We start from the raw sequence: 12,776 nt of genomic DNA, 5'->3' as shown, positions 1-12,776 counted from the left end.
GAAACAAAACGTATCAACAAATAACGTACTAACTAAAAGAAGCGCTTCAAATTCAGAAAGCGTTTCTACTAAAACAACATTAAGGGATTCACCATGAAAAAAACTGTATTAGCTATCGCATCTACTATTATCCTTGCTCCTACTTTTGCAATGGCTAGTGACCACAACAGCAACAAGCACGAAAGCGCTATTGCTTATACTGGCCCAATTGAAACCGTTTCTGTTGCTACACTGCTTGCCGACACAAGCATGTTCGCAGAGCAAGAAGCCATTGTAGATGGCAAGATTGTTCGTCAACTTAAGAACGACACGTTTGTTTTTTCTGATGGCCAGAGTGAAATTCAAATCGAGCTAGATGATGACATCCACCTAGCACAGCCACTAACCGCTGATACAAAAGTACGTATCTTCGGCGAATATGAAGGCGGTAAGACACCGGAAATCGAAGTGGATCATATCCAAGTTCTATAAGCGATAAGTAGAAAACAAACTGACTTCAAATAATTGGCCTGCATATTGCAGGCTTTTTTGTATTATACTGCCGCAAAATTCAATTTATATGGAGTCACCATGCTAGGTTGCACGAATAAGACTGTCCTTCTAGGACTCGCTGCACTGTGTTCATTCTCTGCGTCTGCAAACAACTTTAACTACAACACATTCGAGCTGCGCATGGGTACCAGCCCTAGTACCTTTGGTGGTGAAGTCACAACCATGTTTACTCAAAACTCACACTTTGTTGCTCGTATCGATTCAGAATTTGAAAGCGACTGGGATGCAGCGGTAGGTATGGGATTCAACGGCCCAATTAGTCAATTTGCTGACGTTACTGGTCAAATGTTGCTGCACAACATTGAACGCAATGACGACAACCACATTAAAACTGAGGTCAACATCGGTTTAAGAGCTTGGTTAATGGCGAACGTTGAAGTTAACGCACGCCTTGGTCAACTGATCGACAACGACGATACTCGTTCAATTGTTGGTGTTGGTGCTCGTTTCCACTCTACAGATCAACTTTCTGTTGGCCTAGATATGCGCAATAACGGCACATACGGACACCAAATTCTAATGTCAGCTCGATTCGGTTTCTAAGCCAGATTTCCTACCTAGTTTATTGATAGGCTAAGGTTTCGTCATTAAATAATAAGTAGCTGAGCAAATTATACAGAAAAGCCCCGAACACATTAATGTTCGGGGCTTTTTATTTGTTAGTTTCGCTGGCTGTTAGTCGTTCACGTCCTAAACCAACGACTTGCTTTATAAGCTAACCATCAGCATCTTTTTCTGGTGATCTAGATACTCTTCGTAAGTACCTTGGAAGCTAACTAGCTGTTTAGCTTTTACATCGATGATATGAGTTGCCAATGAAGAGACAAACTCACGGTCATGGCTCACGAAGATAAGCGTGCCAGTGTAAACCTTAAGTGCATCGTTTAGGGCTTGGATTGCTTCCATGTCCATGTGGTTGGTTGGTTCGTCCATCACGAGTACGTTGATGTCTTGCATCATTAGCTTGCCGAATAACAGACGGTTCTTCTCACCACCAGAACAGTTACGCGCTTTCTTGTTTGCATCATCAGCCGTAAACAATAGACGACCAAGAATGCCACGTACCATTAGGTCATCATGCTTAGCTGTACGCCATTGTGAAATCCAATCGAAGATGCTCAGATCGTTGTCAAAGTCCTTGGTGCTGTCTTGTGGGCAGTAACCCACAGAAGCATTTTCAGACCATTTAACGATACCTTCGTTTTGCTCTAATTCTTTAACCAGGCAACGTAACAGCGTGGTTTTACCCACACCGTTCTCACCGATAACCGCAAGGCGTGTACCCGCTTCAAGCAGTAAGTTACCACCAGCGAACAATGTTTCACCATCGAAGCCATGACCAAGATCTTGAAGCTCAAGCGCTTGACGGTGCAGTTTCTTGCCTTCACCAAAATCAATAGATGGACTCATACGGCTCGATGATTTCACTTCATCCAGCGTGATTTTGTCCATTTTCTTAGCACGCGAACTTGCTTGTTTTGCTTTAGATGCGTTAGCACCAAAACGGTTTACGAAGTCTTGAAGTTCGCTGATTTCAGCCGCTTTCTTAGCGTTACTTGCTAGAAGCTGTTCACGAATCAAACCAGACGCTTCCAGGAAGTACTCGTAGTTACCAGGATAAACACGTAGCTCACCGTAGTCGATATCTGCCATGTGCGTGCACACAGAGTTCAGGAAGTGTCTATCGTGCGAAATGATGATCATTGTACATTTACGCTGGTTTAACTCTTCAGCAAGCCAGTTGATCGTGTGGATGTCCAAGTTGTTGGTTGGTTCATCAAGAAGCAGGATGTCTGGGTTTGCAAACAGAGCCTGTGCCAGTAGCACACGCAGTTTCCAACCTGGAGCAACTTGCTGCATCAGACCGAAATGGAACTCTTCTTCAATACCCGCTTGAATTAGGATATCACCGGCACGGCTTTCTGCTGTGTAGCCGTCCATTTCCGCGAATTCGCTTTCAAGTTCTGCGACTTTCATGCCGTCGTCTTCGCTCATTTCTGGCAAAGAGTAAATGCGGTCACGCTCTTGTTTAACTTCCCACAGTTTTCTGTCGCCCATGATCACAACGTCGATAACGCTGTATTGTTCGAATGCGAACTGATCTTGGCTTAGCACACCCAGTTTTTCTCCTGGAGTGATAGAAACGTTGCCCGAGCTTGGCGTTAATGCGCCACTTAGGATTTTCATGAACGTTGATTTGCCGCAACCATTGGCGCCGATCAAACCATAACGGTTGCCGTTACCAAATTTAGCAGAGATGTTTTCAAACAGCGGCTCTGCGCCAAATTGCATTGTGATGTTCGCGGTAGATATCAAAGAACTAATTCCTAAGCGTGTACTGACAGATAATTATTAGGCTATTTGAAGAGCCTAAATAAGAAGTACGAAAGTATGGATTAAACAAAAATCGAAGCGCGGATTATATAGAGATCAGGATCACATTGTCGAGGTCAAACAGTGAACGAATAGCGAACAATGCACAATTAAATGCATTTAGTCGGTTATTACGCCGTAAATAGAAAAAATCCCCACTAGTTAACTAGCAGGGATTCCATTTATGATCACTATTTATATGTCGACGCTAAACGTGTTCGATACTATTTAGTGATTTTCTTTTGAACGTACTTTTGGCCTACATCCACTACCGCTACATCTCTAAAGAAGCTTCTACCCAACAGAATTGGGAACGAAAGATGCGTTCTGTCTGCTAAAGTAAACTCAGTTTTGTCTTTTAGATCACCGATTTGAATTGAAGCAACAATAACAGCACGACGTTGCGTACCTTCAGCGCTCGATTGCTTGATCTTAACCCAACGCTCTACCGGTAAGCTGATCTCTTGAGTTGTGATGCCGTCATGTTCGATTTTGAACTTAACCCAATCTTTTCCGTCACGCTCGAAATCAACAATATCAACCGCACTGATTGAAGATGTTGTTGCACCTGTATCGATACGTGCTTTGAACGCTTCTTTCAAGCCAGGAACAAACACCCACTCTTCTTCACCAAGGATCAGTTTGCCATCGCTTGTTTTAATCGGCTTTGGAGCTGGCTTTTTTTCAGGCTTTGGTTTTGCTTCTGGCTCAGTCGGTTTTACTTCTTCAGGCTTTTCCGTAGGTTCCGTTACTTTCTCGCCTTCAGTTGCCTCAGTCTTTAATGCGTCATCCACAACAGGTTGTTCTACTTGAGGCTTTTGCTCTGGCTCGACAGGAGCTTGAGTCGTCGTCGAACAAGCAAACAGGCCACCACTTAGCATTAAAACTACAATCGCTTTCCAATTATACATTCAGTCACCTTCTATTTTGAAACGTTGGCTATTGCTTTAGCTACATAAGGAATATGAGATTCGGAAAGGCCTGCGATATTGATGCGTCCATCACCAACACCATAGACTCCATATTCTTCACGTAATTGATTCATTTGAGTTTCTTTAAAGCCTAGTACACTAAACATGCCTTTATGGCTTTCAATGAAGTCAAATTGTGATGTGTTATAAATATTTCGTAATTCATCACATAAACTTTGGCGCAGATTTAACAAACGTTGCTGCATTTCACTCAACTCTTGTTTCCAAATTGAGGTTAGCTCTTGATTCTGAAGAATTGTTTTAACCAAAGCAGCACCATGATCTGGCGGCATTGTGTAAGTAGAACGAGCAAGAGTAAGAAGCTTACCTTTAGCATTGCCAACGTGCTCGCTATTCTTGCCAATCACAATCGCAGCACCCGTTCTTTCACGGTATAAACCGAAGTTCTTCGAGCAAGATGTGGTAATCAACATCTCTTCGACGTTGTTAGCCATGTGTTGAAGACCTTTAGCGTCCTCTTCCAGGCCGTCACCAAAACCTTGGTAGGCAATATCAACGAATGGTAAGAAACCATTCTTCTGAGATAATTTAGTGATTTCCTGCCACGCTTCAAAATTGATATCCGCACCCGTTGGGTTATGACAGCAACCGTGCAGTAGTACCACGTCTGATGGACCCGCTTTTGAAAGGTCATCCAACATTCTTGCAGTATCAACTTGCTTCGTTTCAGGACTGAAGTAATTGTAGTAGCGAACTTTTAAGCCTGCCGCTTCCATCACCGGTTTGTGGTTCACGTAGCTTGAGTTTGAAATCCAAACTGTGGTGTCTGGTTGAGAAACTTTCATTAAGTCACCCAACATACGAAGTGCACCACTTGCACCCGGTGTTTGAATCGCTGCAACGCGATCCATTGCAGAAGTCCCTTTAAGCAGCAGATCAACCATGCTCTGGTTAAACTCTTCACAGCCTGCTAGGCCAACGTAAGCTTTGGTTTTCTGAGTCTCGACAACGATATCTTGAGCCATAGAAACGGCTTTCATGATCGGTGTTTCACCTTGGTCATTTTTGTAAACGCCAATGCCTAAGTCGACTTTATCGGTACGAGTATCGCCGCGGTAAGCAACAGAAAGAGATAGAATTGGATCTAAAGTTGGTTTTGGTAGATGTGAAAACATGAAAGTCACAACCCTTTGAAATTCAAGTAATGGATTTCACGTTAACATTTTCGTACTAAAATCAGAAACATTTTTTAATAGAAGCGCTTAGTTACCATAAGTAATCAGAGATTGGTCGTTTCAAACGGATAAATAGTGCAAATTTCAAACACCTAATGACCCATTGCACAATGCAAAACGCTTTATTTCTATGTGTCTTATGTTTCTATATGTCTTATTGAAATTGTTATTGGGCACTCTGTTTGAATTGTCTTGGTGTCATTCCTGACCACGCCTTGAACCGAGTGCTGAAGTTAGCGGCATTTGGATATCCGACTATCTCGCCAATGTGTTGAATCGACCAATCACTCGACCTGAGCAGCCTTGCAGCATATTCCATTCTCATACGCATAATATGAGTCATTGGGCTATGAGAGTAATAGCGTTGGCACAAGCGATGAAAGTGTGGCTCTGAACACGGGAATAGGTTTGCTAACTCATGCACGTTCCACTCTTTATGAAGTTGCTTTTGCACGCTGTCGAACACTCGTCTCAAGCGAATCAAATTTCGAGACTGTTGCTGCGGGACTGGCGCATTAATCATAAACTCTATTTGCGCTACGCTGTGAATGGCAATCGCTCCGCCTAAATCAATGGGCAAGGCAATACTTCTCAACAAAGTATGGATGCAAGATGAAACGACTTCTGCTGCTGGAGAGAGCGTATAACTCACTTCATCACTGACGACATTTTCCCATTGCTTATCAGGCGATAGAAAGATCCACGCTATCTGCCATGTTTCTTCTTCAATACCAAAACCGTTCTCAACGCCTGCAGGCACAGTAATACATGACCCCGGCTCTAGAATGTATCGACATCCTTCGCTTTCGAGCCACCCTTTGCCTCTTAGGGTATATAGCAACATGTGTTTTTGTTGGTTCTTTCTGTAGACAGAGAAGAAATCACGGCACGACGCTGTCCCACACTGAACGATACCCAGCTCTTCAAATGCCAACACATGGCTTTGATCGACAAACTCTTGGTGGGTCTTTTCAGAGATCTCATACCGTTCTTGCTTCTCGCTCATTCCATTGCTCACTCGTTCATGTTGTCAAACCACCAAAGTGGATAGTTTGGCAAAAGTTTGTGATGAACCTGAACAATACTGCTAAAACAAATGCCGATACACTTCTCGCATATTCACTAGAGGGGAAATGCGATGCTCTCGACATATCGTCATTTAGACAAAGAATTTTGGCAAAAGCTATTACACATCGGTTTACCTGTTTCACTGCAAACCATGTTGTTTTCATTGCTCGGCGTGGTCGATATTTTCATGGTCAATCAGCTTGGAGATGCGGCAACCGCAGCAGTCGGCGTTGGCAACCGTATATTCTTCTTCAACTTGATCATGGTGTCGGGAATTAGCGGCGCAGTCAGTGTGCTAGCTTCGCAATATTTTGGAGCGAACGATTTCAATGGCATTCGACGTGTCTTATCGCAATCTTGGGCATTGTCTATCTTTGCCATCATCCCTTTTGTTTTGATTTATACACTGGTTCCTGAATCAGTCGTGTCTGTGGTGGCCTCAGACCCTGATTACGTCCGCTTGGCAACGGATTACCTTTGGATAACAGGAGCCAGCCTTATTGGTACCGCGATCGTAGTTCCGCTAGAGAGTGCATTGCGATCAGTCGGTGAAGCCAAATTGCCCACCAAGATCAGTATCTGGGCAATCATCGTTAATGCGATTCTCAATGCTCTGCTGATCTTCGGACTATTTGGCTTTCCAGAACTCGGCGTGGTTGGCGCAGCGATTGGCACCACGGTTTCTCGATTCTTTCAGACGATTGCATTGCTTGTGATGGCGAGAAAACATTACGCGCATCTATTTCCTACAATTGAGAGTTGGCGTGATGCAATCTTACCTAAGCACAGAAAGAAGTACTTTAAGATTGCTATTCCTATGTTGGTTCATGATACGGCTTGGGCTGGAGGAATACTGATTTACAACGTCATTGTTGGGCAGATTGGCGTTGGTGAACTGGCGATCATCTCATTGTTATCGCCAGTTGAAAGCATCTTAATTTCTGCCTTCTTGGGCTTTGCGGTTGCCGCTTCTATCATTTTGGGTAATGAGATTGGGGCGAAGAACTACCAACGCGTCGAGAATACCGCTTGGGGTTATGTACTTGTGAGTTGTGTACTTACGACATTATTGGCAGTGCTGTGTTTTGTCGCTAAACCAGCCATTGTTCAATTAATCGATTTAACGCATCTAGAACTCAAAGATACTTCGGTTAACGTTGCGTTAGTCATGGCGGCTGGGATGACATTGAGAGTATTCAACATGGTTGGCATCGGAGGTGTTTTAAAGAGTGGTGGGGACATCAACTACAGCATCTTCATCGACCTATTCGGCCAGTGGGCGATTGGTATCCCCCTCGCCTACTTCACCGCTTTGGTACTGGGATGGTCTTTAGAATGGGTGTTGATGATTGTACTGCTGGAGGAGTTAGCGAAGATCGCTTTAACTAGCCAGCGGATTCACTCTAAGAAATGGATCAATAACTTAATAGAAGAGCCAGATCAGGTCGCTGCTTGAATAGCAGTTTGAGCGAATAAACGAAAAGAACTCACACCCAAGGGCCGATTGGTTGCATTGCGCTAACCATGACGCCCTTTTTCGTTTAACGAGTGTGCTAAGTCACGACAACCGTTATATGTCAGTGAATTGATGGATGATTTGATTTGAACTGCCACGCCAATCTAGCATCGGGTCGGCTTTGTCTTGCTCAAAGCGACCGTCAATTAAGGTGTCTACGTATTCAAGCACTTGCTTTTGCTTTTCATCCAGTTCGTCTAGCTCGTAACCCGTCCACATCCAGATATCTTTGCCTTCACATTCCGCTTTTACGCGCTGAACCAGCTTAAGTACTTCAGACACGTTTGCTGGATGCAGAGGATCACCACCAGAAAGTGATAAACCGCGACGCTTGATTCGCTGATCGTTCAGATCAGCAATGATGTGGTCTTGCAGTTCTTGAGTGAACAAATGCCCAGAGTCCAATCGTTGAGTCGATTGGTTATAACACCCACGACATTGATGCACACAACCCGACACAAACAAAGTGCAGCGTGTTCCTGGCCCATTTACAACGTCGATTGGATGATATTGGTGATAATTCATAAGGCAGTATTGAAAACTCTTTATTACTTAATAGGTTAAAGCGAAGTGCTGTAACAGCTGAAACGCAAGAATTGGTATCGACATAGCACCGATACCAATCTTATTTCTAACTAATGCTCGGAGAGCTTCTAAAGGTGCTTCACGCGGCGTTTAACTTCTTCTTGCTTACCGAAGTTAAATGGTCGTGCATCTGGGCTACCAAGGTAACCACAAACACGGCGTGTTACCGATACTTTGGTTGAGTCGTGGTTGCCACACTTAGGACACGTAAAGCCCTTACTCGTACAGTCGAACTCGCCGTTGTAACCACATTCGTAGCACTCATCAATCGGCGTATTAGTGCCGTAGTAAGGAACGCGCGTGTAGCTGTAGTCCCATACGTTTTCTAGTGCTTCGATGTTCTTCTGCATGTTCGGGAATTCACCGTAACAGATGAAACCGCCGCTAGAGATTTCAGGATAAGGCATCTCGAAATCGATCTTGTCGTATGGGTTCACTTTCTTCTGAACGTCTAAGTGGAAGCTGTTTGTGTAGTAACCACGATCCGTTACACCATCAATCACACCAAACTCTTTGGTATCGATGCTACAGAAACGGCTACATAGGTTTTCACTTGGTGTGCCGTACAGGCTGAACGCGTAACCCGTCTCTTTGGTCCAAGATTCCACTTCACGCTTCATGTACTCCACCAGCTCAAGCGCTTTAGCACGCATTTCACCATCGTCGTACAAGTGAACGTCTGTGCCGTAAAGCGCAGTCATCGCTTCGTGGATACCAATGTAACCAAGAGAAACAGAAGCACGGCCATTCTTGAAGATGTCAGCGATTGAGTCGTCTGCTTTCAAACGCACGCCACATGCACCTTCCATGTATAGGATTGGAGCAACACGCGCTTTCACGTTTTCTAGGCGAGAAATACGAGTCTCTAGTGCGCGACGAGCTAGCTTAAGTTTTTCATCAAGCAGTTCGTAGAACTTAGCCATATCTTGCTTCGCGTTAATCGCGATTCGTGGCAAGTTCAGGCTCACAACACCTAAGTTGTTACGGCCTTCATGAATCAACTCACCGTTTTCTTCGTATGTATTCAAGAAGCTACGGCAACCCATAGGGGTTTTAAATGACCCTGTCACTTCTACTACTTTATCGTAGTTAAGAATGTCTGGGTACATACGCTTAGAAGCACACTCAAGCGCTAATTGCTTGATATCGTAGTTCGGATCTTGCTTCTGGTGGTTCAAACCATCTTTGATTGCAAACACCAGTTTAGGGAACACGGCTGTTTTGCGGTTCTTACCCAAACCTGCGATGCGGTTTTTCAAGATAGATTGCTGGATAAGTTTCGAACCCCAGCTTTCACCTAGACCAAAACCAAACGTCACGAATGGAGTTTGACCGTTAGCTGTGTGCAGCGTGTTTACTTCGTATTCCAAAGATTGGAACGCGTCGTAACACTCTTTCTCTGTACGAGAGATAGCAAAAGCTTCTGGGCTATGGATGTCCCACTCTTTCGCTAAAGATAAATGCTTCTCGTAGCTCGCCATTACGTAAGGTTCTAGCACCTCATCGATACGGTTAATCGTAGTACCGCCGTAAATGTGGCTTGCCACTTGTGCGATGATCTGAGCAGTTACTGCTGTTGCTGTAGAAATAGACTTAGGTGTGTCAATTTCCGCGTTACCCATCTTGAAGCCATGCGTTAACATGCCTTTCAGATCGATAAGCATACAGTTAAACATTGGGAAGAACGGTGCGTAGTCTAGATCGTGGTAGTGAATGTCACCACACTCATGAGCTTGTACGATGTCACGCGGCAAGATGTGAGTCTTTGCATAGTGTTTAGCCACGATACCCGCCAGCAAGTCACGCTGAGTTGGGATAACTTTACCGTCTTTGTTGGCATTCTCATTGATCAGATCAACATTGCTTTCTTCGATCAAACCTTCGATCTCGCGAGTTAAAGCGCTTTGCTTCTCACGTGCGATGTCACGGTCATGACGATATTCAATGTAGGCACGAGCCAGAGACTTGTATGGTCCCTGCATTAGCTCGTTCTCGACCATGGTTTGAATTTCAGAGATATGAACTTCATCGTAGTCTTCGAGCTTCAACTCAACTGCTAATGCCACATTCAGTGCATAAATAGCAATTTCCTTATCGGCTTTGTCTGATGCTGCTTCCACTGCAGCTTGGATGCGATCTCTACTGAATGGAGCTCTTGAGCCATCACGCTTGATTACGATTGATTTCACCACTTCTCCTTACTCTTAAGGTATTCACAGACTTATCCACAAACACACTATATAGAGCGATTTATCGTTTAACTAACACTAGATATTGTGGCGTATTTAACGAGAACCACCAACTTTGAGTATTGATTTGGATCAATAAAAAGAGAACGCTGACTAAGATCAATTCAATATTATTACGCTAGTTCTCAAGTCGAAAAGAAACAATGTAACAATAAAAAAACTGCTAAAAAGAGTTGAATTTTTGGTAAGTGTTGTAGGATAACGGCTCATCAATATTGGAAGACAAAATCAGGGATATTTGGCATGAAACGACGTCGAAACTGGATAATGTTGGGTTGCTTACTCAGTAGCCACGCATTTGCTGAACCTTTGACCATATCCAGTTGGAATATCGAATGGTTATCAACCAACGAGGCTGTGAATAAGTTTTCCGCCCAACGTGATCAAGCTGATTTCGACAAACTTGAAGAATACTTTCAATCCTTAGATGCGGATGTGGTCGCCTTTCAAGAAGTCGATGACATAAATGCCATTCAACGCGTGGCTGGCGATCAATACAAGATATTGATGTCTGACCGAGCATTACCAGAAAACAGTACCCGCCAGTTCAAAGAAGTGAACCAATACACAGGCTTCGCAGTTCGTAAAGGAATCACACTCACCGACTACGCTGACTTTCCTCTGGAATCGAGTTCTAACAGCAAGCTTAGGTTTGCCAGCTATGTGGTCGTTGAAACAGGCTCAAAACCAATTCACATGTTGTCTGTGCATTTAAAGGCAGGCTGCAGCGGGGCGTATAAGTCTAACCGCGATTGTTCACGCCTAAAAGACCAAGCTCAGCAACTGAACAAGTGGATAAAGCAAAGAGAGCGCAATAACGAAGACTACGCCATTCTTGGCGACTTCAACCATAACCTATCCTACTCAAGAGATTGGATGTGGAAGGATTTAACTGAAAACACGGATGCTCGTTTGGCGACAAGAAAGACCCGTGCGGATTGTAAGGTTCGCTCAAATCGTAATAACCACCGTACACACCAATTCCGCTCTGTGATTGACCACATTGTGGTTAGCAACTCATTAAGTGCGTCACCTGCGAAGCAGAAGGTATTTGAAACGCAAGATGTGCTGGATTACAAACTTAGCGACCACTGCCCAGTTTCAACGACCATCAAATAATAGATAGAGATGTAAAAAGGCTGACGAGCTTTCTTATTAAAGCCTGTCAGCCTCTCAAATGCTCATATCAACCTATTCGATAGCGATAAGTTTAGCACTAGCAAGTTTTATTCATTCGACCTGCCAACCACATTCCTGCCAGCATGCTTATCATAAACACCCACACGGTTGGGTTACCGCCACTGAGACTCGTCACCGCAGGCCCTGGACAAAAGCCTGCCAGCCCCCAACCTAACCCAAACGCTGTTGAACCTAGAATCAACTTTCTGTCGATTAGCGGGTTGTTACGACTATCTAACGGCTCACCATTAAACGCTTTAGCACGCTTTTTAATAACTAGGTGATAAAACGGAGCGAACACTAGTAGCGCACCGCCCATTACGAATGCCAAGCTGATGTCCCAATTACCAATAATGTCTAAGAACCCAAGCACCTTGTTAGGGTCAACCATACCCGAAATGATCATGCCCGAACCAAACAAGACTCCAGCAAGTAAACCAACAAAGATAGTAAACAAAGCGTTTTTCATTATGCCCCCAAGCCAATCAAGTTTTTGATAAGTACTGTTGCCATTGCTACACCCATAAACACGCAAGTAGCGATAATTGAGCGTTTGGATAAACGAGCCATTCCCACAATGCCATGACCGCTAGTACAACCGTTCGCTGTTTTCGTACCAAAGCCGACCAAAAGGCCTGCAATAATAACGACTGCAACGTTGATCTCTTCTAACTGAGGGAGTTGGTAGCCCGTTGGAATCAATAACCAACCACTCGCTACCATTCCTACAACAAAGGCAACTCGCCAATGCTTTTCAGTTTTTTCTCTCGCTGTATCTTTGCTTTCAATATTGCCAGTGGCAGTTGGCAACAGTCGACTGACAATGCCGCTAATACCAGCAACTCGTCCTATTCCCAACATTAGAACAATTGCCGACGCGCCTAGCAGCATGCCACCAAACAGTGCATCCCAAGGTATTAAACTCATCACCGAACTCTCCCACAAAGTCTACTAATTCATCATTCACAATTTAAATTAGATTTTACTAATAAATATAAATTAGCCAATGCTAATATAGAAATGCCATGTTTCGTTTTGTCACTCTGAAATCAAAACGCTTACGCATGAAAAAAGGTTCATCGCGGCT

The 12,776-nt window shown here is 44.1% G+C and carries 12 protein-coding genes; 4 read left to right on the top strand and 8 right to left on the bottom strand.

Annotated features, from left to right (window positions below; translation table 11 throughout):
* Positions 1-93 precede the first annotated feature (93 nt).
* Together BCT34_RS19920 and BCT34_RS19915 are read left to right on the top strand one after the other, a co-directional pair.
* A complete protein-coding gene (locus BCT34_RS19920; RefSeq protein ID WP_076651374.1) occupies positions 94-471 on the top strand; it encodes a NirD/YgiW/YdeI family stress tolerance protein in 378 nt (125 codons plus the stop codon).
* A gap of 99 nt (positions 472-570) precedes the next feature.
* Positions 571-1,095, top strand: coding sequence for a hypothetical protein (locus BCT34_RS19915; RefSeq protein ID WP_076651375.1), 525 nt, complete (start codon positions 571-573; stop codon positions 1,093-1,095).
* Positions 1,096-1,260: 165 nt separating this feature from the next.
* Here the strand turns inward: BCT34_RS19915 and BCT34_RS19910 are convergent, their stop codons facing one another.
* The 4 genes from BCT34_RS19910 to BCT34_RS19895 form a co-directional block, all read right to left on the bottom strand.
* Positions 1,261-2,868: an ABC-F family ATPase gene (locus tag BCT34_RS19910; protein ID WP_076651376.1), complete on the bottom strand. Its 1,608-nt coding sequence runs from the start codon at positions 2,866-2,868 to the stop codon at positions 1,261-1,263.
* 281 nt (positions 2,869-3,149) lie between these two features.
* A complete protein-coding gene (locus tag BCT34_RS19905) occupies positions 3,150-3,836 on the bottom strand; it encodes an ATP-dependent zinc protease (RefSeq protein WP_076651377.1) in 687 nt (228 codons plus the stop codon).
* Positions 3,837-3,847: 11 nt separating this feature from the next.
* Positions 3,848-5,032, bottom strand: a complete 1,185-nt coding sequence (locus BCT34_RS19900) for an amino acid aminotransferase (RefSeq protein ID WP_076651378.1) — start codon at positions 5,030-5,032, stop codon at positions 3,848-3,850.
* 226 nt (positions 5,033-5,258) lie between these two features.
* A complete protein-coding gene (locus BCT34_RS19895) occupies positions 5,259-6,098 on the bottom strand; it encodes an AraC family transcriptional regulator (protein ID WP_076651379.1) in 840 nt (279 codons plus the stop codon).
* A 132-nt stretch (positions 6,099-6,230) separates the two neighbouring features.
* Between BCT34_RS19895 and BCT34_RS19890 the strand changes: the two genes are divergently transcribed.
* Positions 6,231-7,616 (top strand): MATE family efflux transporter, encoded by a 1,386-nt coding sequence (locus BCT34_RS19890; protein ID WP_076651380.1) that lies wholly within the window; start codon positions 6,231-6,233, stop codon positions 7,614-7,616.
* Positions 7,617-7,730: 114 nt separating this feature from the next.
* Here the strand turns inward: BCT34_RS19890 and nrdG are convergent, their stop codons facing one another.
* Positions 7,731-8,201: an anaerobic ribonucleoside-triphosphate reductase-activating protein gene (gene nrdG / locus BCT34_RS19885; protein WP_076651381.1), complete on the bottom strand. Its 471-nt coding sequence runs from the start codon at positions 8,199-8,201 to the stop codon at positions 7,731-7,733.
* Positions 8,202-8,329: 128 nt separating this feature from the next.
* Entirely contained in the window at positions 8,330-10,450 is a 2,121-nt protein-coding gene (nrdD, locus tag BCT34_RS19880; protein WP_017109601.1) for an anaerobic ribonucleoside-triphosphate reductase, read from the bottom strand.
* A gap of 303 nt (positions 10,451-10,753) precedes the next feature.
* On the opposite strand from nrdD, the gene BCT34_RS19875 reads away from it, so the two are divergent.
* Entirely contained in the window at positions 10,754-11,629 is an 876-nt protein-coding gene (locus tag BCT34_RS19875) for an endonuclease/exonuclease/phosphatase family protein (protein ID WP_076657162.1), read from the top strand.
* A 97-nt stretch (positions 11,630-11,726) separates the two neighbouring features.
* Here BCT34_RS19875 and BCT34_RS19870 read toward each other — a convergent pair whose 3' ends face one another.
* Both BCT34_RS19870 and BCT34_RS19865 read right to left on the bottom strand, forming a co-directional pair.
* Positions 11,727-12,158, bottom strand: a complete 432-nt coding sequence (locus BCT34_RS19870; RefSeq protein ID WP_076657160.1) for a YeeE/YedE family protein — start codon at positions 12,156-12,158, stop codon at positions 11,727-11,729.
* Positions 12,158-12,616, bottom strand: a complete 459-nt coding sequence (locus BCT34_RS19865; protein ID WP_076657159.1) for a YeeE/YedE family protein — start codon at positions 12,614-12,616, stop codon at positions 12,158-12,160. The genes BCT34_RS19870 and BCT34_RS19865 overlap by 1 nt, the downstream gene beginning before the upstream one ends.
* Positions 12,617-12,776 lie beyond the last annotated feature (160 nt).

This window comes from Vibrio sp. 10N.261.45.E2 (assembly GCF_002875705.1).
Classification (GTDB): Bacteria; Pseudomonadota; Gammaproteobacteria; order Enterobacterales; family Vibrionaceae; genus Vibrio.
Note: the sequence above shows the minus strand (reverse complement) of the source record. Positions and strands in the feature narration are given on the sequence as shown.

Excerpts from the sequence above, each read along its gene's own strand:
- BCT34_RS19920 (WP_076651374.1), top strand. The coding sequence starts at position 94 with ATGAAAAAAACTGTATTAGCTATCGCATCTACTATTATCCTTGCTCCT.
- BCT34_RS19915 (WP_076651375.1), top strand. The coding sequence starts at position 571 with ATGCTAGGTTGCACGAATAAGACTGTCCTTCTAGGACTCGCTGCACTG.
- BCT34_RS19905 (WP_076651377.1), bottom strand. The coding sequence starts at position 3,836 with ATGTATAATTGGAAAGCGATTGTAGTTTTAATGCTAAGTGGTGGCCTG.
- BCT34_RS19900 (WP_076651378.1), bottom strand. The coding sequence starts at position 5,032 with ATGTTTTCACATCTACCAAAACCAACTTTAGATCCAATTCTATCTCTT.
- BCT34_RS19895 (WP_076651379.1), bottom strand. The coding sequence starts at position 6,098 with ATGAGCGAGAAGCAAGAACGGTATGAGATCTCTGAAAAGACCCACCAA.
- BCT34_RS19890 (WP_076651380.1), top strand. The coding sequence starts at position 6,231 with ATGCTCTCGACATATCGTCATTTAGACAAAGAATTTTGGCAAAAGCTA.
- nrdG (WP_076651381.1), bottom strand. The coding sequence starts at position 8,201 with ATGAATTATCACCAATATCATCCAATCGACGTTGTAAATGGGCCAGGA.
- BCT34_RS19875 (WP_076657162.1), top strand. The coding sequence starts at position 10,754 with ATGAAACGACGTCGAAACTGGATAATGTTGGGTTGCTTACTCAGTAGC.
- BCT34_RS19870 (WP_076657160.1), bottom strand. The coding sequence starts at position 12,158 with ATGAAAAACGCTTTGTTTACTATCTTTGTTGGTTTACTTGCTGGAGTC.
- BCT34_RS19865 (WP_076657159.1), bottom strand. The coding sequence starts at position 12,616 with ATGAGTTTAATACCTTGGGATGCACTGTTTGGTGGCATGCTGCTAGGC.